Source organism: Streptomyces sp. NRRL S-646 (genome assembly GCF_000720765.1).
Lineage (GTDB): Bacteria > Actinomycetota > Actinomycetes > Streptomycetales > Streptomycetaceae > Streptomyces.
The window spans coordinates 44583-68272 of sequence record NZ_JODC01000016.1 but is presented as its reverse complement, the minus strand read 5'-3'; the positions used below and the strand labels follow the sequence as shown (position 1 = coordinate 68272).

The following is a 23690-nucleotide window of genomic DNA, read 5'->3' as shown; positions in this document are numbered from 1 at the left end:
GCGACCCGAATCTGACTGAGCGTTAAACAAGGGGCGCGACACACTCACGCTCGACGCCCCGACGGAACATAACCATGAGCAATCGTGGAGTTACTGTTTGCGTTCATGAGGACTGGTCCGGTGCGCCGTGGCAGTCGCACCGTTTCTCGGACCGGTGCGGCGATCCTGGTGCTCCTGGCCGCTTTGCTGCATCTCATGGGCTGCGCCCACGGCCCGGCATCCCCGGCCGTCGCCGACACTCTCCTGGCGGGCCCCGTCGCCGTCGCAATCGCGCATGCTGATTCCGATCATGACTCGGAACGGCACTGCTGCCATGAAGACGAGCCGACCGTCCTGGCATCACGTGACACTGTCGTCCCAGCGCCGTCGGCGTTCGAGGCTGCGTCCGTCACCCGGGTGACGAACGATTCCGCGCGTGCGCCATGGCCCGACCTGTCATCGGAGGTCCTGGTCGACGGCTTGTCGATGGGCCGATCCCTGGCGTGCTTGGGCGTGTTGCGGACCTGATCGCCCCTCAGCCGCGTCCCCGCCCTTCTTCTGGGCGCGGCCAGCCGATCACCTCCGCCTCCCTATCCCATGGCCCGCAGCCTTGCGCTGAACGGCCGGAGGAGAAGCACGCCATGAATCACCCCACCCCCACGCCTGCCCCTGTCCCGGCTTTCGAGCTTCCGGGCTATGTGAAACGACCGATGCGCACCCCGGCAGGACTCGTCGGGGACACCCCCGTCCTGTGGATCGGGGAGCCCTTCACCGCCGCCGGACACGGCTTCTGGGCCAAGCTCGAAGGACACAACCCCGGTGGCATCAAGGACCGGGCGGCGCTGTACATGGTGCATGCTGCCCGCGAGCGCGGGCAGTTGCGGCCCGGTGCCCGCATCGTGGAGTCCACCTCCGGCACCCTCGGTCTCGGTCTCGCCCTGGCCGGGGCCACCTTCGGCCATCCGGTCACCGTCGTCACCGATCCGGGCATGGAGTCCCTGATGAGCGGCCTGCTCGGCGCCCACGGAGCAGAACTCGACGTGGTCGAGGTCCCGCACCCCACGGGAGGCTGGCAGCAGGCCAGGCGCCACCGCGTTGCGGAACTCCTCGCCGCGTATCCGGACGCCTGGCACCCGGACCAGTACGACAACCCCGACAACGTGGCTGCGTACGCTCCGCTTGCCCACGAACTGGCCGCGCAGCTGGGCCGTATCGACGCCCTCGTGGTCTCCGTCGGCACCGGCGGGCACTCCGCCGGCATCGCCTCCGTCCTGCGCGGCGTCTTTCCCCGGATGCGTGTCGTCGGGGTCGACACGACGGGGTCGACGATCTTCGGTCAGCCTGCCGCGCCCCGCCTGATGCGCGGCCTGGGCAGCAGCATCCACCCGCGCAACGTCGCCTACGGACTCTTCGACGAGGTCCACTGGGTCGCCGCTCCCGAAGCGGTCTGGGCGGCGCGGCGCCTCGCTCGCGACCACTACGCCACCGGCGGCTGGAGCGTCGGCGCCGTCGCGCTGGTCGCGCGCTGGCTGGCCTGTGCCCTGCCCGCCGAGGCCCGGATCGTCGCCGTGTTCCCGGACGGCCCCCAGCGCTACGTCGGCACGGTCTTCGACGACACGTACTGCCACGCACACGGTCTCCTGGACCACCTGCCCCCGGACGAGCCCGACGAGATCGCCCATCCCGGCGAACGAACCGTCACCCGCTGGACACGCTGCAGCCGTGTCATCGACCCGCTCGCTCCGGGCGGCCTGGCGAAGCCGACGGGAGCCTCCCGATGAAGCGCCTATGGCAGCAGACCTGCTCCTTCCCGCCCGCCGCCCGGCTGTTGATGGTCAATCAGTTCGGCATCAACTTGGGCTTCTACATGCTGATGCCCTACCTCGCGGCCCATCTCTCCCACGAACTCGGTCTCGCCGCCTGGGCGGTGGGTCTGGTGCTGGGGGTGCGCAACCTCTCCCAACAGGGCCTTTTCCTCATCGGTGGCACCCTCGCCGACCGCCTCGGCTACAAGAGGCCCATCATGGTCGGCTGCCTCCTGCGCACGGTCGGCTTCGGCCTGCTGGGCTGGGTCGACAACCTGCCCGCCCTCGTCGCCGCGTCCGCCGCCACCGGCTTCGCCGGCGCCCTCTTCAACCCCGCCGTACGCGCCTACCTGGCTGCCCAGGCGGGAGAACGACGCGTCGATGCCTTCGCGGCCTTCAACGTCTACTACCAGGCCGGTATGCTGCTCGGTCCCCTCGTCGGACTCGCTCTGCTGAAGACCGACTTCCGCCTGGTGTGCACGGTCGCCGCCGCCATCTTCGCCGTGCTCACGCTGCTGCAGTGGCGAGCCCTGCCCACCGGCGACGGCCACGCGGCCGACACCGCGCAATGCGGTGTGCTGTCGCAATGGCGCACGGTCGTGTCCAACCGGCCCTTCCTGCTCTTCGCCGTCGCGATGATCGGCTCGTACGTGCTGTCCTTCCAGCTCTATCTCGCCCTGCCCCTGGCCGCCTCCGACTCCCTCGGGGCAAGCGGCACGCTGGTGACCAGCGGGCTCTTCGTCGTCTCGGCCGCGGTCGCCGTCGCCGGGCAGCTGCGCCTCACCGGATGGGCGATGGGGCGATGGCGCTCCGAACAGGCGCTGGTGCGCGGACTGGCCGCGATGGGGCTCGCGTTCGTTCCACTCGCCCTCACCCCCCGCAGCTCGTCCCTCGCGGTGCTTGCCTCTTTGCTGGCGGCGGTGGTTCTGCTCGCGGCAGGATCCACCGTGGTCTACCCGCTGGAGATGGACACCGTCGTCACCTTGTCCGGCGACCGCCTCGTCGCCACGCACTACGGCCTCTACAACACCGTCTCCGGCCTGGGCATCGCCCTCGGCAACCTCGTCACCGGCGCTCTGTGGGACTTCGCCCTGCAGCACGACGTCCTCTGGCTGGCCTGGGCGGCGCTGACGGCCACCGGACTGGCCTGCGCTGTCTCCGTCGCCGCACTCGCCCAGAACGGACACCTCACCGCTCGCCGGGTCGAGCCTGTCCCGACGTAATGGGAGCAGGGATGTCCAGAACGGTCAGGTGTGCTCCTTGCCCGGTGCGACCTCGGCCGTTTGTGGAGTCAGGGGTATGGGTTTCCGTGAGGAGTGCCGCAACAGCCATCGGGGCCGCAGCGACTTGCCACGACGGATGGCGAAGCGGCCCAGAGCAACGTGGACGGCCACGAACACGACCTTCAGCAGGATGATCGCCACGACTGCGTTGACGGCCCATCCGGTCCACGTCGACGCGGCCAGTGCGGCTCCACCCAGCCACAGGTGCACGGCGACGACCACGACGACGACCGCCATCAGTCCTATGGTCCTGCCGTGGCTTTGGCGCTTTGCGGTCCCGGTTGCGGGAGCGGAGGCCGGGCCGGCAGTTTCGTCGGGTGGGCCTGGCGGCGTTGGGTGCCGCTGCCAGGCCACCGTCAGCTGGTCACGTCGGCCGATCTTCTCAAGGCGTGCGGTGATGCCGTTCTGGAGTCGCTGCAGCGTGTCCTCGTTGTCGGCGTCGATACGCAGGCTCAGCGTGTCCGACGTGGCCTGCAGGGTGAACCGGCCTTCATCGAAGTGGATCACGCCACGCGTGTCGGAGTGATCGACATGCTGCACCGCCGGCGGCGTCTCACCATCGCCGTGGCGGGTAGGCGGTTGGTGACGCATGCGGCTCATCTGGCCGAGGTGACGGCAGAATTGCAGGAGATACCGGCTGGCACGCTCGGTGGGAATGTGGGCTTCGGCGGTCGGCATGACCTTCCTTTCTGGACCGCAGGGCGCCGTCGGTGCGGGCGCCGACAGGTTTCGCGCACGGGTGTGGGCCCGTCCTGCGGTGGTTTTCAGTTCCTGGTGAGGGCGGTGCGCCAGCCGCGGATGCCCTCGGCATAGGCAGGTACGGCGGTATCGATCGTGATGGGTTCGATGGCGTCGACCCGCCACTCGTCGGCGAACGCAGTGCCGATCTCGTCTGCTGTCAGTCGGTGCACCGGCCCGGATGGGGTCGGCGGCTCGTCACGGAAGCCGAGCATGACGTGCCCGCGGGGGCTTCACCGCGGCGCGCAGGCTCTCCACGTAGACCGCACGCTCCTCACCGGGGAAGCCGCGGAAGCCGTGGAAGACCAGGGAGTCCAGGACGACATCGAACCGCTCGCCGAGGTCGGCCAGGTGCCGGGCCTCGTGGCGCAGGAACCGCGCCATCAGGCCGCGTTCTTCCGCCTTCTTCGCCGCACGGTCCAGGGCGTTGGCGGCGAGGTCGATGCCAGTGGCCTCCAGGCCGAGTCGCGCGGCCATGAGCGTGTGCTCGCCGGTGCCGCAGCCCACGTCCAGCACCCGGCCATGCAGGAGGCCCGCGTCGGCGAGGGCGAGGAAGGCGGGTTGGGGGCGACCTGTGTCCCACGGCGGAGGGCTCGCGTACAGCTCCTCGTGCCGGAAACCGGCGTCGGCCGCACCCTGGTGGCCGGGGGCCTCGGGATCTGCAGTCGGCTCGTCAACGGGCTGTGCCATGAGCAGCACTCCTCTCCGTCGCGTGGAAGGCAGGATCGCCCCGACGCCCCCAGCTTTATCGAGACAGTCTGTCTCTGTCAATCCAGAGTGTCTTGGCATCGTCATCGCGTACGCTACATAGGTGCCGAAGCTGTGGAACGAGACGATCGCCGAGCACCGCCGCACGGTCCGCGAGGCGACTTTGGAGACCACCGCGGCGCTGGTGGCCGAGCACGGACTGGCGTCCGTGACGATGTCGCAGATCGCGAAGGAGACCGGCATCGGCCGGGCGACGCTGTACAAGTACTTCCCGGACGTCGAGTCGATCCTGGCCGCGTGGCACGAACGCCACGTGACCGCGCACCTCGAACACCTCGCCCGCGTCCGCGACCAGGCAGGCACCCCCGGTGAACAGCTCCAAGCCGTCCTCCACGCCTATGCGGACATCACCCACGAGCGCCCCCAGCACACCGAACTCGCGGCGCTGGTGCACCGGGGCGAGCACGTCGACCGCGCCGAGCAGCACCTGAAGGCCCTCGTGTGTGACCTCATCACCGAGGCCGCGCAGGCCGCGGACATCCGCGATGATGTCGCCCCCGGCGAGCTCGCGACCTACTGCCTGCACGCCCTGCGCGCCGCCGGTAGCCTGCCCTCCAAGGCTGCCGTCCACCGCCTGGTCGCGGTCACCCTGGCCGGCTTGCGCCCCTCGCCGCCGGCGCCCGGAACCACCGCAGCCGACCAGCCTCCTCAAGGCGACGCCGCGGCGGGCGGCTCATCGTCCATCCCGCCGCACAGCCCCCGGCGCCACACAGCCCACACTCGTCAACCGAGCGACAAATGAGCGGAATCAAGAACCGGTCCTGACTCCCGAACGTCCTTCGCGATCACAGACCGCGGCTACCGGCCCCCTCCTCCGGGAGGAGCCTGTCCGGCTGCCGACGCGCCCGTCAGGACTTCAAGATCCCTTTGGCTGGTACCACACCGTCAGGTCCTCGGCTGCGGACTCGATGCACCCGAGGCACTCGATACCCCACCCCGGTATAGTGAGGCGGACGAGCGCGGGCGACGCGCCGAATGGTGAGGCAGAGAGGGGACTGGACGTGGGCAGCGGACGTGCAGGCAGGCGGGGCATCGCCCGGCTGCCGGCGGTGTGCGCGGTGCTGTTCGGCCTGTTCCTCATGCACGGCTCTCCGGCGAGTGCCGCCGAGGGCTGCCACGGCGCCGTGCTCGCAGCCGCGCCGATGCCCGTCGGCCACGCCGCCTCCCAGATGACCACGGCTCACGCGCCCGCCATGCATCATCCAGGCCCGGCCCTCCAGGCCACCGGGGCGGCCGGGATGCCCGGGGTGCTGTGTGTGGCGACCCCGGCCCACGAGCGGATCCCTCCGTCGGCGCCCGGCCTCCTTGCCGTGGCTGCCGTCACGGTTCCGGCTGCATGGACGCCGGCCCGGCTGGGGGCGCTGGGCGGGAGCGGGCTGCGCGGCCCGCCGACCGGCGGACGAGATCACCTGCTCCAGGCGTGCATCGCGCGGACGTGACAGGCATGCGCCGAGACCCGGCCACCGGCCGGGACCGGCACCGTGCCCTGTCCTCTCCGCGCGCCACCGGTGTGGTGCGCCCACCCGGAAAGATCCCCCTCGATGATCTTCTCTTCCCGTCTCATTGTGCGCCGCCGCGCCATCGCCGCGGCCGGTGTCACGGCCGCTCTCGCGCTGACCCTGGCCGCCTGCGGTTCCTCCAGCGACTCCTCGTCCATGCCGGGCATGGACCACGGCAGCAAGTCCTCCGCATCGTCCCGGTCCAGCGCGTCGCCCTCGATGGGTGACATGCCCGGCATGGACCACATGGCTTCCGGCAACGGACTGTCCGACAGCCAGAACGGCTACCGCCTCACCTCGAAGGACACCACGCTGCCGTCCGGCAAACAGGCCGCGTACCGGTTCACGGTGACAGGCCCGGACGGCAAGCCGCTCACCGGCTTCGCGGTCGACCAGACCAAGCGGATGCACTTCTACGCGATCCGCTCCGACCTGACCGGATTCCAGCACGTCCACCCGACCATGGCCGCCAACGGCACCTGGAGTGCGGACCTGTCCACCCTCACCCCGGGCTCCTGGCGCATGTTCGCCTCCTTCACCCCGAACACCGGCACGGGCAAGGGCGACGACTTCGTGCTCTCCCGCACCGTCACGGTGCCCGGCAACGCCGTGAAGACCCCGCTGCCCGCACCGGGCACCAGCACGCAGGCCGACGGGTACACCGTCACCGTCAAGGGCGAGCCCATGGCGGGCATGGCGCACCCGCTGACCGTCTCGATCGCCAAGGACGGCAAGCCCGTCACCGACCTTGAGCCCTACCTGGACACGTACGCCCACCTGACCGCCTTCCACGAAGGCGACGCCGCGTTCGCCCACCTCCACCCGACCACCAAGGTGACCGGCGCAAACGGCGGCCCGAACCTGTCCTTCCACGCCGAGCTGCCCACCTCCGGCAACTGGCGGCTGTTCCTGCAGTTCCAGACCGGTGGCAAGCTTCACACCGCCGCCCTGACCCTGCGCGTCGGCTGAACCCCGGCGGGGCGCCGCCCACATGGCGGCGCCCCGCACCCCGGCCCGACGGAAGCGCACCCACGGAGGCTGCGGGCGACGGGCCGCACCCTATGGAGGAAGGCTTCACAGATGCACGCCGTACTGCACGCACTGTCGATTGCCGGGTCCATGACGTGGGAGATCACCTGGGCCCTGATTCTGGGCTTCGCCCTGTCTGCCGTCGTCCAGGCCGTGGTCCGCAAGTCCACCGTGGTCTCGCTCCTGGGCGATGACCGGCCCCGCACCCTCGCCATCGCCGCCGGCCTGGGCGCGGCGTCCTCATCCTGCTCGTACGCGGCCGTCGCGCTGGCCCGCTCGCTGTTCCGAAAGGGCGCGAACTTTACCGCCGCGATGGCCTTCGAGATCGCTTCCACCAACCTGGTCGTCGAGCTCGGCGTGATCCTCGCCCTGCTGATGGGCTGGCAGTTCACCGCCGCCGAATTCGTCGGCGGCCCGATCATGATCGTCCTGCTGGCGGTCCTTTTCCGGCTCACCCTGCGTGACAAACTCCTGCGCACCGCCCGCGAGCAGGCTGAACACGGAGTGGCCGGGTCGATGGAGGGGCACGCCGCGATGGACATGTCCGTTCACCGTGAGGGCTCCTTCGCCCGGCGCCTGTTCTCCCGCGAAGGTTTCACCTCGACCTCGCACGTCTTCGTCATGGAGTGGGCGGCGATCCTGCGCGACCTGGTCGTCGGCCTGCTCATCGCCGGCGCCATCGCCGCCTGGGTTCCCGACTCCTTCTGGCGCACCTTCTTCTTCGACGGTCACCCCCTTGCCGCCAAGCTGTGGGGCCCGATCGTCGGCCCGCTGGTAGCGATCGCCTCATTCGTGTGCTCCATCGGCAACGTGCCGCTGGCGGTGGTGCTGTGGAAGGGCGGCATCAGCTTCGGCGGCGTGGTGGCATTCATCTTCGCCGACCTGCTGATCCTGCCGATCCTCAACATCTACCGGAAGTACTACGGCGCCAAGACGGCCGCCTTCCTGCTCGGCACCTTCTACCTCGCAATGGTCATCGCCGGGTACATCGTCGAATTCGCCTTCGGCGGGCTCGGCCTGATCCCCGACCAAGCCGACGCGAAGATCCCCATGGAGGGCGTGAGCTGGAACTACACCACCTGGCTCAACATCGCCTTCCTCCTCCTGGCCGCAGTGCTCCTGGTGCGCTTCCTGCGCACCGGCGGGCCGTCCATGCTCCGCATGATGGGCGGCTCACCCGACACCGGCCACGATCACACCGGCCATCTGCAGCACGGGCAACAAGCAGGGGACGCGCAGGGCGGGCACCACCACTGAAGGGTGGCTCTCCACCCGTGGGTGGAGAGCCAGTTCTGCCCATGGGCCGATCCGTGAACCGCCGTCGACAGGCTGGAGTAGCGCTGTGACTGCCAGCCTGCCGTGCGTCCTGCCCAGCCCGGACGGCAAGCCGATCCCGCCGCCAGGCACCGCTGACGTCTTCCGGGCTTTCGCCCAGGACCTGGCTGCCGGACGGTGGCCCTGGACGGGCGAGACCGCCCAGTTCATCGCCGCGCAGTTAGACCTGCTCGCCACCGACTGGGACACCACCCGCGCCACGGGCCGCGACGACCCCCAGCGCGACACCCTCACCCGCGGCGGACCGCTGCCCACGGGGCCCTGCCTCGAACTCGGCTGCGGCACCGGCCTGTTCACCCTCCTGCTGGACACCGTCTTCCCGCAGGTGATCAGCGTGGACCTGTCGCTGCGAATGCTGCAAGCAGGCCCACGGCCGCTCACCGGTGCGCGTCCAGGCCGACGCAGGCACACTGCCGCTGCCCGACTCCTCCGTCGCCGTCATCGCCGCGATCGACATGCTGCTGTTCCCCACCGAGACCGCCCGCGTCCTGGCGCACGACGGTGTACTGCTGTGGATCAACCAGCTGGGCAGCGACGGCCCGCTGTACGTGTCCGCGACTGACGTCGCCGCAGTCCTGCCCGGCACCTGGCAGTCGACCGAAGCGGTCTCCAGTGACGGTGCCGGTCCGGCAGATCGGTGGACCGTCCTGGGAAACGCTGGTGTTCGAGGGAATCGACGACGTGGGTGTCGAGAAGGTGAGCGCCGCCTTCGGGACGGTCGGCATCGCGGCCAGAGGCTGCAAGGCCCAGGAAAAGGTCCGTGGCCATCGCCTTGAACGAGTCGTTCGGCGGCGGGACGAACACCTTTACCGATCGCCGCTCAGCGCGGCGATCATGGACCGGCTCACGTTCGGCGGCAACATCATCGAGACCGGCGGCCGCCGCTGGTCACGCCGCCGGCCTTCGCACCTTCGGTTTCATGCTGGTGCGAGGCAAGGGAGTGGAGGAGGACCGTGACGAGGCCCTGGAACTGTTTCGTGCGGCAGCCGCGAAAGGGGACGCCTACGGGGCCTTCAATGCTGCGGTCACCCAGGGAAAAGGCGACTGTCGCGCTGACCGCGACGCGTACCTCCGACTGCTGACCCAGGCCGCCGACGGGGGCATCACGAAGGCTGCCGCCCTCTTGGGGGACGAGTTGGCGGCCGACAGACGCAACGAGGAAGCCTTGAGCTGGTACGTGCGGGCAGCCGAGAACGGCCACGCTGGCGCGGCGGATGTCGCGGCCGACTGGTACTGGGACCGTCGGTACGGAAGCCGACCCCGTGCAGGCCATGCGCTGGCTCCTCGTGCTGACCGCGCAGTTGAACGTCGGCGCCGTTCACCGAGCCCACCAGGTTGGCGCGCGGATGACGGACGAGGCGATCCTCGAAGCAGGACGGCTCGCGGATCAGCCCACCGAAGCCCAGATCATGGTCTCCACACTCGCGAGAGTCCGCGAGCGCGAATGACAACCCCGAAGTGCCAGGGCACCGTCCTGATCCGGCCTTTCACGAAACTCCGGTCAGAGCCATTTTCAAGAATCCCCCTCACCGTCGGCTGACGGACGAGGAGGGCCGCACCCTGCTGCGGATCGTGCGGCGGGGGCGGCACGGCACGATCACGGTCCGTAGGGCGATGATGATCCTCGCGTCGTCCTCGGGCAACACTAACGAGGCGATCGCCGCGCTGGTCGCCGCCGATCCGGACACCGTCCGCGATGTGATCCACGCGTTCAACGACCGGGGCCCGGCGCGTTGGAGGCGCGGTGGTCCTGCGGCCGACCGCGGCGGATCATCGAGGCCGACGAGGCGTGCATCGTCGAGGTTGCCAAGATGCGACCCGGGAAGTCCGGGGTGGACACTCTTAGCAGGACACCAGTGTCTCTCGAAAACGATCAGAGGAGTGATCGCCATGACCGAGGAACTGGTCCCTCCGCTCACGGTCGTCCGCCCCGGCGAGGGTGCCGAGGGCTTCCTCGGTTCCATCGGGGTGGTCTTCAAGCTCTGGGGTGCCGATACCAACGGCGCCTTGTCGGTCGTCGAGCACCCGTTCCCGGTCGGCGCGCTGGTGCCGCCGCACCTGCACACCCGCGAGGACGAGTACTCGATCGTCACCGAAGGGGAGATCGGCTTCCGCTCAGGCGACCGCGAAGCCGTGCTGGGCCCCGGCGGCTACATCACCAAGCCGCGCGGCGAGCTGCACGCCATGTGGAACGCCGGCTCGATCCCTGCCCGCATGATCGAGATCATCAGCCCGGCCGGCTTCGAGAACTGCTTCCGCGAGATGGCCGAGATGCTCGCCGACGGCCCGCCGCCGTCCGCGGACGCGATCCCGGCACTCGTGGCCAAGTACGGGCTCGAATTCGGCCAGCCGGAGTGGCTGCCGGACGTCATCGCGCGGTTCGGGCTGACGCCGCCGCCGGGCGCGTAAACCCACACCCCGCTGACCAGCCAGAAAGTAGGCACTTGATGTTCCCAAGTTGACCGAGGTCGGCCACGAACACGTGACGTCGGGCACGGTCAGGCTCGTGCGGCTGGAGAAGCCCGACACCAGCAATGGGCTGGACTTGCGCGTGTGCCTGACAGACTCGGCGGTGAAGGAATGCCGGGCCGGCACGGCCTTGCCTAGTTGCTGGCCGTCCGCGCCGATGTCGTCGCACACCCCTTCGACGCTGAGCCCGTCGCTCCGGCCCGCAACGGGCCCGTCGGCTGCTGGCTCCAGTCCCGCTACCGGGATCTCTCGCCCTCGTTGGCAGCCCTGGCCGCCGGCCTCGGTGCCACGCCGTTCACCTCTGTCACCTGGCGGCACGGCTCGCGCGGCGAGTTACGCTCCCGCTTCGCCGCCCTGCGCGTCCGCCCGGCCGGCAAGGCCGCCGAGCGTCCGATCAAGGCCGCTGCGTCGGCCGAACAGGGCTGGTGGGACGGGGTCCTGCCCGACTGCCGGCTGCTGATCGAGTGGCCCGCCGATGCCGAGGCGCCGACCGATTACTTGCTGTCCAACCTGCCGGCCGACATCCCGATCGCTGACCTGGTCCGTCTGGCAAAGGCTCGGAGGCGGCCGGCCGAACTCGTCGCCCATGCGTCGGGCATGCGCCAATTCCGCCTTAAAACAGCTGCACGAAGTCAATGTCGAGTGGGCCGTCGAGGCGCTTGGTGGTGCCCGGCGGCACGATGATCGGGTCTTCGGCGCCGTACTGGCCAATGGAAACGGTGTACGGCCCGGACGACACGCTTACGACACCGCCGATACGCGAGTCATACGAATTTCCGGTGCCCTCGAAGCAGAGAAAGAATGCATTCGTAGTACTCAGCACTGCCTGGCGGTTGTGGTCAGTGCATGGAACGCTCTGAGTGTCAGCATGAGCGGTGCTGACACCCCCCAGCGTCGCCAGAACACATGCAGTGGTCAATACCAGGGATCGCTTCATCTTTCCCCCTCGTGATTAGATCATTCACCAGATGCGCCGCCTCTTCCTCGCTCTCTCCTGGGCTGGAACGGGGACGATCGGGAACCGCGCTCCCACGGCGACAGTCCGCATCATGCCCATGCTGGCGCACCGGGTGTCGAGTCCTTTCGAGCTGCTTCTAAAAGCCCTGGTGAACAGGTCCGAGATGGCTATGGTCTGTTGCGAAAGCGCTGTTCACAGCCACTCGTTGAGGACTGCGGCTGCGTATATGCGGGAGGCCGCGACGGCGGGCAGCATCGGCCGGACGTAGCCCGCGCCGCCGGGGCACCGGGTTAGGCTCCCTCACACCGGGGTGTCGAGGAGCTCAGCTCCTCAGTCGAGCAGTGCGATGTACTGGTCGAAGGCTTCGTCCGCAAGGTCCTGTTCGCTGCCGCGGACCACCTGCAACGCGGCGGCCTCCACGTCCGCGGGGTCAATATGTCCGAACACCGATTCGCCCCCGAGCGCGATGTCCAGGCCATTGAGCCGACGCAGGGCGCTGCCCTTCTGGCCGTTCGACGCCGGTGATTCGGCTCGTTCATCGACGAACTGGGCGTCCACGAGGTGCTCGAGAGCATTGCGTACGGTGCGCAGCAGCTCCGGGACCAACATCTCCTGCCAGCCCAGCTGCTTCTCGAAGTGCCGGGCGCGCAGTGACGGCGTGTCCACCACCCAAGTGATGCCCTGCTTTCCTGCGCTGATTCGTGTCCTGAGAACAACAGTCATCGCAGGGTGGCAGGGCATCACTTGGGTGGATCCAGGTTCAGTGGGCCATCACGGGCTCGCCCTCGGACGGCTCCAGAGCCCGATTCGGGATCAGGAACGCCGCGATCACCGCACCGACCACGAAAAACCCGGAGCCCCAAGCCAGGGTGGCCGTGTAGCCCTCGACCCCGGCCTGCGCCGCGGCCAGCGCGCTGGGCTTGTGCGAAGTCAGGTAGTCGGTCGCGGCCGACGAGGCGACGGTGGTCAGCAGTGCCGTGCTGATGGAGCCGCCGATTTGCTGACCGGTGTTGATCAGCGCCGAGGCGACGCCCGAGTCCTCGTGGTGCATGCCTGAGGTCGCCCCCTGGAACGCGGTGGTCATCACCGCGCCGATGCCGAGACCCAGCAGGATCATGCCGGGCATGATGTGGGTGGCGTAGGCGCTGTCCAGCTCGAGCCGGGTCAGCAGTGCCATACCGGCTGCGGCGACCAGGAAGCCGGCGCTGACGACGATCTTCGGGCCGACCCTGGGCAGCACCAGCGAAGACATCGTGGTCGACGAAGCGACGACGGCAGCGACCATCGGCAGGAATGCCAGACCGGTCCTGATCGGCGAGTAGCCGAGGCTGGCCGCGAAGTAGTAGGTCAGGAACAGGAAGATCGAGAACATCCCCATGCCCAGGACGAACACCGCTATGAACGAACCACCGCGGGTCCGGTCCAGCACGAGGCGCAGCGGCAGCAGCGGATGCGCGACCCTGGACTCCAGCCATACGAACACCACGAGCAGCACCGCGCCGACGATCATGGAGCCGAGGGCGACCGGGTCGGTCCAGCTGGTGGACTCGACGTGCGCGAACCCGTAGACGACGGCGAACAGCGCGGCGCTCACCACGACGATGCCCGGAATGTCGAGTTTGGGCTTCTGGGTGATCGCGGGCTTGGCCAGCAGCAGCAACGCACCGATCAGGGCGGGGACCGCGAAGGCGACGTTCACGTACATCACCCAGCGCCACGACGCCCATTCGGTGAGCATGCCGCCGACCAGCAGCCCGATCGCGCCGCCCGCACCACCCAACGCACTGAAGATACCGAAGGCCTTCGCCCTTTCGGACGGTTCGGTGAAGGTCACGCTGAGCAGGGAGAGCGCCGCGGGCGCGAGCACCGCGGCGAACAGGCCCTGGGCCACACGTGCCGCGACGAGGATCTCGAAGCTGCCGGCCGAGCCGCCGACGACGGACGCGACCCCGAAACCTGCCAGGCCGATCACGAAGAGGGTACGTCGGCCCAGCAGGTCACCGAGTCGGCCGCCGAGCAGCAGCAGGCTGCCGAACGCCAGCGCGTAACCCGTGATGACCCACTGCCGGCTGCCGTCGCTGAAGCCGAGGTTTTGCTGCGCCTCGGGCAGCGCGATGTTCACGACGGTCGCGTCGAGCATGACCATGAGCTGTGCCATGCCGATGACGACCAGCACCCACCAGCGCACGGCATGTGAGCCGCGAAGGCCCGAGTCTCTCTTTCCGGGGGCGGGCGCCCCGCGGTCGATGCTGGTACTCATTTTCTTCCCTTGCTTGGTGGGCATGACTGAAAGCCGTCTGGAAACTGATTGGCCGCCTCACTGGTGAAGGTGAGGGGGTGGGTGATGGGCTGAGATCTCAAGGCTTCGAGATCATCGTGTGGCCGCTTCGGGGCTTGCCTCGGCGATCTTCTGGAGGGCCGCGTCTGTATCCGCGATGGCCAGCATTTTGTTGATGTCGGCGCCGGCCAGTGCGCCGGCCGCTGCGGAGGCCCCGACCTGGGCGACCGGATCGGTGACGTTGCCGGCCACCCACACACCCGGCACCTCGGTGGTGCCGGCCATGCCGGAGGCGAAACCGCGGCCCATGTTCGGCAGGTCCCGCACCGGCAGGCCCAGACCTTCCAGGCCCTGGGTGCGGGCCTGCATCTGCGGGCCGACCGCGAGGACGCGGCGGGCCACGACCTGCCCGTCGGCCAGGCGCACCCCGGCGAGGGCACCGTCCTCGTCGTCGACGACCTCGGTGACCGGGGTGTCGATGACGCGGATGCCGCGAGCCGCGAAGCGGGCGCGGCTGTCCTCGTCCAGGTCGGTTTCGTGGGTGAAGTAGGTCACGTCCTCGGTCAGCTGGCGGAACAAAAGCGCGTGGCCGATGGAGGCCGCGCCGGTGGCGAGGATGCCGATGGGCTCGTCGCGCACCTCCCAGCCGTGGCAGTACGGGCAGTGCACCACACTGTGCCCCCAGTGCTCGGCGAGCCCGGGCACCTCGGGCAGCACATCCTTCAGGCCGGTGGCCACCAGGACGCGGCGGGCGGTGATGTGACGGCCGTCGGCCAGGGCGACGGTGAACCGCAGGTCCCCGTCCGCCGACGGGGCGGCAGACTCGGCCGAGACCACCTCGCCGAACACGACGCGTCCGCCGTACTGGCGCACCTGCTCCCGGCCCCGTCGAAGGATCTCGGACGGCGGGGTGCCGTCCAGGGCGATGAGGCCGTGCACGGCCTCCGCGGGCGCGTTGCGCGGGGAGCCGCTGTCGATCACGACGACCGAGCGGCGGGAGCGGGCGAGGATCAGTGCACCGTTCAGCCCCGCGGCGCCCCCGCCGATCACCACCGCGTCGACGGTCCCCTCGACCAGTGCGTCGCTCGCGTACGCAGGAGTGGTCACAGCCATGGCCTCCTGCTTTTCCTTGTCAGTCATGGTTCGGTCAACCCTTCGAGTTCTGGGTGGTTGCAGGGGGCAGCTGTTCAGGAAGCCCACGAAGTGGTCGGCGACCGTCGTGGGCTGTTGTGGAGAGTCCGGCCCCGTCTTGCTTGGGACGTTCGTGATGTAGAGATCCAGTACGGCGATGAAACTCGCCGTCGCCACGATCGCGAGGATCAGATCGTGCCTTGCCGGCCTGGAAGGCGTCGCAACGCCGGGCGGCGCGGAGGAGTTCAGAGGCATGGGTTGCCCTCAATCGCGCCAGACGTGCACGCGGCCTGTCCGGTGAGCTCAGGACCGTTGTGTACTGAACAGTCAGAAACCTAGGCGGTTCTGTACTGAGTTGTCAAGTATGGCAGGTCGGTCCTCGCTCACCACGACGATGCCCGGAATGCCCAGTTTGGGCTTCTGGATGATCGCGGGCTTGGCCAACAGCGGCAAGGCACCGATCAGGGCGCTCGATGGCTTCGGGCCCGTAGACGCCGGCGGAGTCCTCGCCGGGGCGAACAGCAGAAGACTGCAGTGTCACGCTCTTATCGAGACTCAGCTGGTGCTGTAGCACCGTGCCGAGTACCCGACAAACTGCCGCGGCGGTGCTGACTGTGTCCAAGCTGCGCGGAGCAGGCGGTGCAGCACGGTCCGGGGGATGCCGACGATCGGCGTCCCCAACTCACGCTCCAGTACGGCCCCGTCCATCCGGGCCAGCCAGCCGCCTCCGGGCCCTGGACGCCTACGTGTGGAAGCTCATCTACACGTAGGCAACCCGCACACACCCGAACAAGCCGAAGCACTGGGTCACCGCCCGCCACTTCGGCATGTTCAACAGGCCAGGCGAGACCAGTGGGGCTTCGGCGACCGCGACAGCGGCCGCTACCTCGCCAAGTTCTCCTGGACCAAGATCGTCCGGCACCAGATGGTCAAGGGCGCGTCGTCCGTCGACGCCCCCGCTCTTGCCGACTACTGGAGAGAACGACGTCGCAAACACAAGCCAGCACCTGCATACGCCCGCGAGCCATCAGGGCTTGCTTGAGCCGTGTGCTCGGACAACGGGCCCGCACGGTTCTGAGGGGGGACCGCCGCAGCAATATGGCGGCCCTACCTGAGCAGGCCGCGCCGGCGGCGATGCCCCTCATCGGAGGGGGGCGGTCCGGCAAGACCGCCCCCGATGGGCCACCGGCCCACTGCACTCCCGACGATGCCTCTGACCAGGTCAGACAGCGAAACGGTGCTGGAGTGCAAAGGGTCAGGCCGTGATCAGCGCCGGTGGTACCGGCAGTGTCATGAGGCGGAGCAGTTCAGCGACTTTGGCGTCAAGTTGTGCTCCGACCTCGGCGATGCGGGGATCGCCAAAGCTGGCGAATTTGCTCGACGGCTGGTCGATGCTTATCTGTACGCGGCCGGAGGCGGTCTCGTAGATCGCGGTTCGCAGCGGGGCGTACAGGATGGTGCCGGGGTCGTGTCGGAACATGGTTTCCGCGATGACGTTGTTGCCCATCATGTAAGTGACGGCGCGCAGCCGGTGTCCCGAGCACCGGCATCGGGTCCAGCGTCCAGTAGATGGCAAACGACTGGACGGGGATGGGCGGGGGTGCCGGTCGTTTGGGGTCAGGCCGCCTCGAGGAGGATCCGTGCCATCTCGTCGGGGCGCTCCAGGGCGGAGAAGTGGCCGGTGCGGGGCACGGTGATGCGGTGGACGTCCGTCAGAGCGTTGGCCACGCGGTCTCGTTCGGCGGGCCGGGACCAGTCGTTCTCGCTGTAGACGAGGGTGACGGGTGCCGACACGCGCGGGTAGCGCTCGCGGGCCCGGTCGAATCCCTTGAGGCTGCGGAAGATCCCTCGGGACACCTTGGCGTAGCCCTTGCGGCGGCCGCTGCTCAGTAGCTCGGTGATGAAGTCCTCGGGCAGCCTGGTCTTGTCGACGTAGCCGCCCTGCAGAATTGCCCGAAAGATGGGCCGTGGCTCGAGGGGGGCGAAGAGGGGGCCCAGCACGGGCATCCGCACGCTGGAGATGATGAGGCGGGAGAGCCAGTTTCCCCGCTCCCCGCCCTGGGGGTAGTCGTAGCTGTTGAACGCCACGACCCGGCTGACCCGGTCCTTCAGGTCGATCGATGCCGACAGGGACAGCGCGCCCCCGAGCGATTCGCCCGACAGGGTGACGTCGTGAAGATCCAGTCCGCGGACGAATTCGACGACCGCGGCCCGCAGTTGCGGCTCCTCGTACTGTGCGCCGGGGACGATGTCGGACCATCCCATCCCGGGCAGATCCAGCGCGTAGACCGTGTAGTGGTCCCACGGCAGCGGTATCACGCGCTGGAAGTAGTCGAGTTGGCCGCGCACGGTGTGCATCAGTACGAGGGCGGGGCCGGTGCCAGCCGTGTAGTAGCGCAGCCGCGAGCCATCGGCCCGGGTGAAGAACCGCACCTCGCCGCGGCCGTTGCTCCAGGTTCTCGCGTACGTCGCGTCGGGAGACTCGTTGCGTTCCATGGTTCTGTCCTTTCAGGTGAGGAGAATGCCGCAATACGGGCATTTTCCTTATTTCGTTGGTCGGTGAAGTTGATCAGGGGGCAAAGAGGTGCGGTCGCCCGAAGTGTCCTGTCTCAGAGGTCCGCGAGGGCCGTGTCGGTGATCCGGTGGAGCGTCGGCCGGTCGCACGGCTTGGCCATGACCCGCTGCCCGGCGCGGGTGTTCTGCAAAAACAGCGCCTGCGCTCTGGAGTCGACGTCCTGGCCGACGTCACCGTCCCGCTGCCCCAGCCGGATGCAGGCGGCGAAGAACTCGATCATGCGAGACGGGTCAGCTCGTCGTCGCGGCCGGTGAGTGGAGTGCCGAACAGGTTCTGCGGCACAGATGGATCCTGACCTCCACCGCTGACAGCCCTGGTCGGCCAGGCTCAGCGCAGCGTGTTCGCCCAGTTCGCCGGCACGCGCCCCGCCGGTCCCGGCGTGGGCTGGTCGGCAGGGTGGGCGTCCGGGGGAGCCAGGGCCGGACCGGAGTCGTACAGCTCGGACGTCTCGAAGTTCCAGAACCAGGTCTCACCCGGCTCGTAACTGCGGATCACCGGATGGCCGGTGTCCCGGAAGTGGCCGGTGGCGTGCTTGGCGGGTGAGTCGTCGCAGCAGCCGATGTGGCCGCATTGGGCGCAGCGCCGCAGATGGAACCACCAGCCGCCGTCGGCTTCGCACTCGACGCATCCGGCACCGCTGGGCGGGACGCTGGGGTCGATGCCGGTGTCCTTGGTCATGACGGCTCCTGAGCCGGGTCGGGGACGGTGTCGGGCTCGGTGTCGGGGTCGGTGGCGGTGAGGGGGAGCAGCACCTGGAAGCGGGTGTCGCCGGGTACGGACTCGACTTTCAGGTCACCGTGGTGCTTGTTGACGACGATCCGCCAGGAGATGTCGAGTCCCAGCCCGGTGCCCTCGCCCACCGGTTTGGTGGTGAAGAACGGGTCGAAGATCCGGCCGCGGATCTCGGCCGGCACTCCCGGGCCGGTGTCGCGGAACTCCACCAGCAGCCGGTCGTGCACCACAGCGGTGCGTACGGTCAGGGTCCCTTCTCCGCCGGCGCTGTTGATGGCGAAGACGGCGTTGTCGATCAGGTTGGTCCACACCTGGTTCAGTTCGGCCGGGTAGGCCGGAATCCTCGGCACCGAACGGTCGTATTCCTTCACGACCTTGACCTGGGGACCGATCTTGCCGGACAGCATCAGCAGCGTGCTGTCGAGGAGTTCGTGGACATCGGCGACCTGGTAGGGCGCGCGGTCCAGCTGCGAGTACTGCTTGGCGGCGTCGACGAGGTGCGAGATACGGGTGGTGGAGTCCTCGATCTCGGACATCAACAGCTCGGTCTCGACCGTGTAGGTGAGGCACTCGATGGCACTCTGCAGGATTTCCTGCTCGTCGACGGCCGCCGCGATCTGCTCCAGCCACTCGACGTCGAGACCGCCCTGCACGAAGGCCGGCGCGATCTCCCAGCCGTATGGGACACCGTGGTCGTCGAGCCAGTCGGCGAGTTCGTCCTCCCGGTCGGAGGCTTCGAGCGGGCTCAGTGCCGGCGCCTTGGAGACCCGCTCGGCCGTACGCTCCTGGAGGTCGAGCACGGCCTTCAGGGCGTCGCCGTGGTAGGGGCCGGAGGCGATGGCGCTGAGCTTGTGGCGCATGTGCGCGGCCCGGTCCCTGAGCGACGAGGTGGCCCGTACAGCTGCCGCGGCCGGGTTGTTGAGCTCATGGGTGAGACCCGCGGACAACGAGCCCAGCGCCAGCAGCCGTTCGCGCTGCCCGACGGCCCGCTGAAAGGTCTGCGCACCGAGGAAGAGCCCCTCCAGGAGATGGACCGCCATCGGAAACCACTCGTGCATGAAGTCCGCGAAGGATTCGGCGGGCAGGACGAAGAACCGCGTCGGCTCCGACACCCGCACCGAGTTCATGTACCGCTGCGGTTTCCCGTCCCCGACGTACGCCCGCACGGCCCCCGCGTACACCCCTGGCTGGGACGTGCGGCTCACCTCGATGTCGTCGCTGCCCACCCGGCGTGACATGACGACCGTGCCCTCGATCATCACGTAGAAGCAGGCCGCCGGGTCACCTTCGGTGAACACCGGCCCGGGGTCGAACAGTTCGACCCGTCCCTCGCTGCACAGCCTGCTGATCTGCTCGGCGCTGAGCTTCTCGAACAGGAACAGCGAGCTGAGCTCCGCCGCGCTGCACGGCATCAGCCGCCCGCTCACGACTGCTCCCGATACCGGTGTACGAGCATCACGGCCATGGCTCCCTCTCCGACGGCGGACGCGACCCGCTTGGCGGACTCCGCGCGCGCGTCCCCGGCGACGAACACGCCGGGGATGTTGGTCTCCAGGTGGTACGGCGGCCGGTCCAGCTCCCAGTCCGCCGGTGGCCGCCCGTCGGCAGTCAGATCGGGCCCGGCGAGGATGAACCCGCGCTCGTCCCGCAACACCGTGCCCTCCAGCCAGTCGGTCAGCGGGGCCGCGCCGATGAACACGAACAGCCACTGCGCGTCGACCAGTTCGGTCTCGCCGGTGTCCACGTCGCGCAGGGTCAGCTGCTCCAGGTGGTCCGAGCCGTGCGCCGACTCCACGACGGTCCGCGCGCGCACCGAGATGTTCGGGGCGTCCTCGATCTGCTGGATCAGGTAGTGCGACATCGACGCGGTGAGGTCCGCTCCGCGTACCAGCAGGGTGACCGACTTGGCGCCCCTGGACAGGTACATCGCCGCCTGACCCGCCGAGTTGGCGCCGCCGACGATGTACACGTCGTGGCCCTGGCAGGCAGCGGCCTGGGTGAGCGCGGACCCGTAGAACACCCCGCGGCCCGACAGCTCGGTGGCACCCGGCGCCTCCAGCTGCCGGTAGGACACACCGGTCGCCAGGATCACGCTGTGCGCCGCGATCTGCGACCCGTCCGAGAAGCGCACGGTGCGGGCCGCCCCGTTGATCTCCAGACCCGACACCTCACGCGCGGTGAGGATCTCGGCCCCGAACTTCGCCGCCTGCCGGCGGGCGCGGTCGGTGAGCTGGGCGCCCGACACGCCGTCGGGGAAGCCCAGGTAGTTCTCGATCCGCGAGCTCTGTCCGGCCTGCCCGCCGGTCGCCGAGCGCTCGACGAGCACCGTACGCAGCCCCTCCGAGGCCCCGTACACGGCCGCGCCCAGCCCGGCCGGCCCGCCGCCGATGACGACCAGGTCGTAGAAGTCGGCCGTGGGTGTCGTCGCCAGCCCCACGTGCGCGGCCAGTTCGGGCACCTCCGGCTCGACGAGCGCCGTACCGTCCGCCGTGATCACCACCGGCAGCCGCTGCCCGTCCTGGCCCGCGGCCGCGAGCAGCCGCTGCCCCTCGGGCTCCTCGGTGGAGTACCAGCGGTACGGCACCTGGTTGCGGGCCAGGAACTCCCGTACGTCCGACGAGCGGGCCGACCACCGGTGACCGACGACCTTGGTGCTCGGCACCGGCCGGAAGTCACTGCACCGCCACGCGTCCAGCAGGTCGTCGAGCACCGGGTAGAGCTTCTCCTCCGGGGGGTCCCACGGCTTGAGGAGGTAGTGGTCGAGGTCGACGACGTTGATCGCGTCGATCGCCGCATTCGAGTCCGCGTACGCGGTCAGCAGCACCCGCCGGGCCCCCGGATGGACATCCAGGGCCTGCTCCAGGAACTCGATGCCGTTCATCTGCGGCATGCGGTAGTCGGCCAGGATCACGGCCACCAGATCACCGCGCAGCTTCAGCTCCCGCAGCGCGTCCAGCGCGGACTCGCCGGACTCCGCGCGCACGATCCGGTACGAACCGCCGTAGCGCCGCCGCAGGTCACGGGCGACGGCCCGGGACACCCCGGGATCGTCGTCCACGGTCATGATGACGGTCCGCGCAGCGTCCAAGAGCGGTCGGACGAAAGATGCTGATGCCGGCTTCGGTGTCTCTGGTTCGGACATGTGCGTCTCCTCGGGCGCCGCCCCGTTCCGCGGGGTCAGCCGGCCAGTCGGTTGAGCTTGCGGATCTGTCTGTCGAAGGCGCGCGAGGGCACGATCCGGCGCATGACGCTGACGCGTTTGGCCATCGAGCCCGGGGTGTACCGGAGCTTGGGCTTGGAATCGGTGGCGGCCGCGACGATCACCTTCGCGACAACGTCCGGGGCGTCGGCGTTGCGCACCGCCGTGGCCAGCACGTCTCGGGAGACCTCCCACTGTGCGGCGTAGACCGGCAGGGGCGAGTCGGGTGCCATGCTGCTCGCCTCGAAACTCGTGCTTGTGTAGGCCGGCTCGACCAGCAGCATCCGGACGCCGTGCTCGCGAAGCTCGTGGTCGACGGACTCGGAGTAGCCCTCGACCGCATGCTTGGTGGCGGCGTAGACGGCCATGAACGGGGCTGGGATCAGACCGAGTACCGAGGAGACGTTGACCACGCGGCCACTGCCCTGGGCGCGTATGTGGGGCAGCACTGCGTTTGTCATCCGGATCAGCCCGAAGACGTTGATGTCGAAGACCTCTTTGGCCTGGCTGATCGAGCTCTCCTCGCCGGCGCCGACCGCGCCCACGCCTGCGTTGTTGACCAGGACGTCGATCCGGCCGAACCGCTCGATCACCTCGCCGACCAGCGAGCGGACCGACTTGTCGCTGGCCACGTCGAGATCGAGGAACGTCACCCCGGCGAGCGGCTCGGCGTTCGCCGCGTTGCGGCTCGTGCCGACCACCGCGAAGCCGGCGCCCACAAGAGCGAGTGCTGCCGCCCGCCCGATCCCGGAGGAGGCGCCCGTCACGAGGGCCACTCGGGGAGCTGTCTGCATGGTGGTTCCTTCGGTGGTGGGCATGACTTCGTCGGGCGCTGTGCGGGGGCGGGTTTGCTGAGGTCGACACGGTCCCGCACCGGTCCTGCACGTCCGGACCAGGCCTGTTCGGTGAGCTCAGGATGGTTGTTTACTGAACAGTCCGAAACCTAGGCGGTTCTGTACTGACTTGTCAAGAAGGGTGGGTCGGCTTTACCGTCTTTGTATGGCGAGACCACGAAGCTTCGACCGCGACCACGTCCTCCATGCCGCCGAGCGGCAGTTCCGCGCCTCGGGCTACAACGGCACGAGCGTCGACGACATCAGCGCCGCCACCGGCCTGGGCCGCGGCAGCCTCTATGCCGCGTTCGACGGCAAGCACGGCGTGCTGCTGGAAGCGATGACCGGCTACTTCGCCCGGCTGGCACAGGGTCCGCGGAAGATGCTCGACGGACCGGACGAGGGCGCCCTGGAACGACTGCACGCATACTTGCTCCGCGCCGTCCACGGGGTGCCACTCGCCGCCGACGTACCCCCCGCCTCCGACCGGACGGCGGCGGCCTGCTTCGCCGCCAAGATGGCCCTGGAGATCGGCGCCTCCGACGCCGAGGTGAAACGCCTGGCCAACGACTGCTTCTCCGTGGTGGCGACGGCGGTGGCCGAGTGTGTGCGAGCGGCGCAGCGCAACGGCGACATCGACCCCGACGCGGATCCCGACGACCTTGCGTACCTTCTGCTGAGCGTCATCCGCGGGACCGATGTCATAGGCGCGTACGGCCACAGTCCCGACCGTCTGACCTCGATTGCGGAGAGCGCGTTCGCCTTGCTGCCTCGCCCGCGCCACACCTGAGAAGGGCACGGCCTGCCTCGTTGCACAGGCATCTGATGCGGTCGGCCCACTTCGACGCCGCGGAGGCGCGCCGCATGGCGCGAGCCCGGCCGCCGCGCGACCGGGCCCTGAAGTGGTCTCGGGTGCCCTCGACTCTCTGCTGAGCGTCTCGCCGAACCGCCCGGCTGTCATCACCCACACGGGTGGCGCCCGCTCACACCGCGGCGGCCTCCTTCTCCTGCTGCCTGGCCTTCACCGGGGCGGCGAGCGGGGAGCGCGCCGGCTTTTCCCCACGCTGCGGACGTTAGGG

The 23690-nt window shown here is 69.0% G+C and carries 24 protein-coding genes and 1 pseudogene; 12 read left to right on the top strand and 13 right to left on the bottom strand.

Annotated elements, in window-relative coordinates; translation table 11 throughout:
* Positions 1-620: 620 nt before the first annotated feature.
* Both IH68_RS0136960 and IH68_RS0136955 read left to right on the top strand, forming a co-directional pair.
* Complete coding sequence (locus IH68_RS0136960) at positions 621-1760, top strand: PLP-dependent cysteine synthase family protein (protein ID WP_030944325.1); 1140 nt, start codon at positions 621-623, stop codon at positions 1758-1760.
* A complete protein-coding gene (locus IH68_RS0136955; protein WP_030944323.1) occupies positions 1757-3007 on the top strand; it encodes an MFS transporter in 1251 nt (416 codons plus the stop codon). Before IH68_RS0136960 ends, IH68_RS0136955 begins: the two co-directional genes overlap by 4 nt.
* 24 nt (positions 3008-3031) lie before the next feature.
* Here the strand turns inward: IH68_RS0136955 and IH68_RS51990 are convergent, their stop codons facing one another.
* The 3 genes from IH68_RS51990 to IH68_RS50505 form a co-directional block, all read right to left on the bottom strand.
* The gene (locus IH68_RS51990) at positions 3032-3745 is read right to left on the bottom strand and encodes a DUF2218 domain-containing protein (protein ID WP_051833915.1); all 714 of its coding nucleotides are present in this window, start codon (positions 3743-3745) and stop codon (positions 3032-3034) included.
* A gap of 86 nt (positions 3746-3831) precedes the next feature.
* Positions 3832-3978, bottom strand: a complete 147-nt coding sequence (locus IH68_RS58510) for a hypothetical protein (protein ID WP_234341719.1) — start codon at positions 3976-3978, stop codon at positions 3832-3834.
* A 25-nt stretch (positions 3979-4003) separates the two neighbouring features.
* Positions 4004-4495: a class I SAM-dependent methyltransferase gene (locus IH68_RS50505; RefSeq protein WP_234341718.1), complete on the bottom strand. Its 492-nt coding sequence runs from the start codon at positions 4493-4495 to the stop codon at positions 4004-4006.
* A 121-nt stretch (positions 4496-4616) separates the two neighbouring features.
* Between IH68_RS50505 and IH68_RS0136940 the strand changes: the two genes are divergently transcribed.
* From IH68_RS0136940 to IH68_RS59915, 9 genes and pseudogenes are all read left to right on the top strand, one after another.
* Complete coding sequence (locus IH68_RS0136940; RefSeq protein WP_078912774.1) at positions 4617-5315, top strand: TetR/AcrR family transcriptional regulator; 699 nt, start codon at positions 4617-4619, stop codon at positions 5313-5315.
* Positions 5316-5574: 259 nt separating this feature from the next.
* The gene (locus IH68_RS0136935) at positions 5575-6012 is read left to right on the top strand and encodes a hypothetical protein (protein WP_234341717.1); all 438 of its coding nucleotides are present in this window, start codon (positions 5575-5577) and stop codon (positions 6010-6012) included.
* Positions 6013-6114: 102 nt separating this feature from the next.
* Positions 6115-7041, top strand: coding sequence for a hypothetical protein (locus IH68_RS0136930; protein WP_030944312.1), 927 nt, complete (start codon positions 6115-6117; stop codon positions 7039-7041).
* 111 nt (positions 7042-7152) lie between these two features.
* Entirely contained in the window at positions 7153-8358 is a 1206-nt protein-coding gene (locus IH68_RS0136925; RefSeq protein WP_030944307.1) for a permease, read from the top strand.
* 690 nt (positions 8359-9048) lie between these two features.
* Complete coding sequence (locus IH68_RS56640; protein ID WP_159403782.1) at positions 9049-9393, top strand: hypothetical protein; 345 nt, start codon at positions 9049-9051, stop codon at positions 9391-9393.
* Positions 9394-9698: 305 nt separating this feature from the next.
* Positions 9699-9884 (top strand): hypothetical protein, encoded by a 186-nt coding sequence (locus tag IH68_RS0136915; protein ID WP_030944301.1) that lies wholly within the window; start codon positions 9699-9701, stop codon positions 9882-9884.
* Positions 9885-10050: 166 nt separating this feature from the next.
* Positions 10051-10176 (top strand): annotated as a pseudogene (locus IH68_RS59920) (IS630 family transposase); the annotation flags it as partial.
* 150 nt (positions 10177-10326) lie between these two features.
* The gene (locus IH68_RS0136905; protein WP_030944297.1) at positions 10327-10845 is read left to right on the top strand and encodes a cupin domain-containing protein; all 519 of its coding nucleotides are present in this window, start codon (positions 10327-10329) and stop codon (positions 10843-10845) included.
* A gap of 198 nt (positions 10846-11043) precedes the next feature.
* On the top strand, positions 11044-11589 hold the full coding sequence (locus tag IH68_RS59915) for a hypothetical protein (protein ID WP_420719025.1): 546 nt from the start codon (positions 11044-11046) through the stop codon (positions 11587-11589).
* A 604-nt stretch (positions 11590-12193) separates the two neighbouring features.
* Here the strand turns inward: IH68_RS59915 and IH68_RS0136890 are convergent.
* The 10 genes from IH68_RS0136890 to IH68_RS0136840 form a co-directional block, all read right to left on the bottom strand.
* Complete coding sequence (locus IH68_RS0136890) at positions 12194-12529, bottom strand: hypothetical protein (RefSeq protein ID WP_030944291.1); 336 nt, start codon at positions 12527-12529, stop codon at positions 12194-12196.
* 94 nt (positions 12530-12623) lie between these two features.
* A complete protein-coding gene (locus tag IH68_RS0136885; RefSeq protein ID WP_030944288.1) occupies positions 12624-14123 on the bottom strand; it encodes an MFS transporter in 1500 nt (499 codons plus the stop codon).
* Positions 14124-14234: 111 nt separating this feature from the next.
* A complete protein-coding gene (locus tag IH68_RS0136880) occupies positions 14235-15254 on the bottom strand; it encodes an NAD(P)/FAD-dependent oxidoreductase (protein WP_030944285.1) in 1020 nt (339 codons plus the stop codon).
* A gap of 1273 nt (positions 15255-16527) precedes the next feature.
* Positions 16528-16782 (bottom strand): DUF302 domain-containing protein, encoded by a 255-nt coding sequence (locus IH68_RS50500; RefSeq protein ID WP_051833913.1) that lies wholly within the window; start codon positions 16780-16782, stop codon positions 16528-16530.
* Positions 16783-16889: 107 nt separating this feature from the next.
* On the bottom strand, positions 16890-17768 hold the full coding sequence (locus tag IH68_RS0136865; RefSeq protein ID WP_030944280.1) for an alpha/beta fold hydrolase: 879 nt from the start codon (positions 17766-17768) through the stop codon (positions 16890-16892).
* A 113-nt stretch (positions 17769-17881) separates the two neighbouring features.
* A complete protein-coding gene (locus tag IH68_RS0136860; RefSeq protein WP_030944275.1) occupies positions 17882-18067 on the bottom strand; it encodes a hypothetical protein in 186 nt (61 codons plus the stop codon).
* Positions 18068-18174: 107 nt separating this feature from the next.
* Complete coding sequence (locus IH68_RS0136855) at positions 18175-18525, bottom strand: UBP-type zinc finger domain-containing protein (protein ID WP_030944272.1); 351 nt, start codon at positions 18523-18525, stop codon at positions 18175-18177.
* Entirely contained in the window at positions 18522-20006 is a 1485-nt protein-coding gene (locus IH68_RS0136850; RefSeq protein WP_030944269.1) for an ATP-binding protein, read from the bottom strand. The genes IH68_RS0136855 and IH68_RS0136850 overlap by 4 nt, the downstream gene beginning before the upstream one ends.
* Positions 20003-21643 carry an FAD-dependent oxidoreductase gene (locus tag IH68_RS0136845; RefSeq protein ID WP_107057593.1) on the bottom strand — a complete coding sequence of 547 codons (1641 nt, stop codon included), beginning with the start codon at positions 21641-21643 and terminating at the stop codon, positions 20003-20005. The genes IH68_RS0136850 and IH68_RS0136845 overlap by 4 nt, the downstream gene beginning before the upstream one ends.
* A gap of 113 nt (positions 21644-21756) precedes the next feature.
* Entirely contained in the window at positions 21757-22572 is an 816-nt protein-coding gene (locus tag IH68_RS0136840; protein ID WP_030944261.1) for an oxidoreductase, read from the bottom strand.
* Positions 22573-22777: 205 nt separating this feature from the next.
* Between IH68_RS0136840 and IH68_RS0136835 the strand changes: the two genes are divergently transcribed.
* Positions 22778-23401 (top strand): TetR/AcrR family transcriptional regulator, encoded by a 624-nt coding sequence (locus IH68_RS0136835; RefSeq protein ID WP_030944256.1) that lies wholly within the window; start codon positions 22778-22780, stop codon positions 23399-23401.
* The last annotated feature ends 289 nt before the right edge of the window (positions 23402-23690 follow it).

Bases quoted from the DNA above. Each gene is read 5' to 3' on its own strand.
- IH68_RS0136835 (WP_030944256.1), top strand. From the start codon at position 22,778: ATGGCGAGACCACGAAGCTTCGACCGCGACCACGTCCTCCATGCCGCC.
- IH68_RS0136925 (WP_030944307.1), top strand. From the start codon at position 7,153: ATGCACGCCGTACTGCACGCACTGTCGATTGCCGGGTCCATGACGTGG.
- IH68_RS0136905 (WP_030944297.1), top strand. From the start codon at position 10,327: ATGACCGAGGAACTGGTCCCTCCGCTCACGGTCGTCCGCCCCGGCGAG.
- IH68_RS0136855 (WP_030944272.1), bottom strand. From the start codon at position 18,525: ATGACCAAGGACACCGGCATCGACCCCAGCGTCCCGCCCAGCGGTGCC.
- IH68_RS0136865 (WP_030944280.1), bottom strand. From the start codon at position 17,768: ATGGAACGCAACGAGTCTCCCGACGCGACGTACGCGAGAACCTGGAGC.
- IH68_RS0136845 (WP_107057593.1), bottom strand. From the start codon at position 21,643: ATGACCGTGGACGACGATCCCGGGGTGTCCCGGGCCGTCGCCCGTGAC.
- IH68_RS0136880 (WP_030944285.1), bottom strand. From the start codon at position 15,254: ATGGCTGTGACCACTCCTGCGTACGCGAGCGACGCACTGGTCGAGGGG.
- IH68_RS50505 (WP_234341718.1), bottom strand. From the start codon at position 4,495: ATGGCACAGCCCGTTGACGAGCCGACTGCAGATCCCGAGGCCCCCGGC.
- IH68_RS51990 (WP_051833915.1), bottom strand. From the start codon at position 3,745: ATGCCGACCGCCGAAGCCCACATTCCCACCGAGCGTGCCAGCCGGTAT.
- IH68_RS0136930 (WP_030944312.1), top strand. From the start codon at position 6,115: ATGATCTTCTCTTCCCGTCTCATTGTGCGCCGCCGCGCCATCGCCGCG.
- IH68_RS0136960 (WP_030944325.1), top strand. From the start codon at position 621: ATGAATCACCCCACCCCCACGCCTGCCCCTGTCCCGGCTTTCGAGCTT.
- IH68_RS50500 (WP_051833913.1), bottom strand. From the start codon at position 16,782: ATGATGGGCAACAACGTCATCGCGGAAACCATGTTCCGACACGACCCC.
- IH68_RS0136885 (WP_030944288.1), bottom strand. From the start codon at position 14,123: ATGAGTACCAGCATCGACCGCGGGGCGCCCGCCCCCGGAAAGAGAGAC.
- IH68_RS0136860 (WP_030944275.1), bottom strand. From the start codon at position 18,067: ATGATCGAGTTCTTCGCCGCCTGCATCCGGCTGGGGCAGCGGGACGGT.
- IH68_RS0136840 (WP_030944261.1), bottom strand. From the start codon at position 22,572: ATGCAGACAGCTCCCCGAGTGGCCCTCGTGACGGGCGCCTCCTCCGGG.
- IH68_RS0136955 (WP_030944323.1), top strand. From the start codon at position 1,757: ATGAAGCGCCTATGGCAGCAGACCTGCTCCTTCCCGCCCGCCGCCCGG.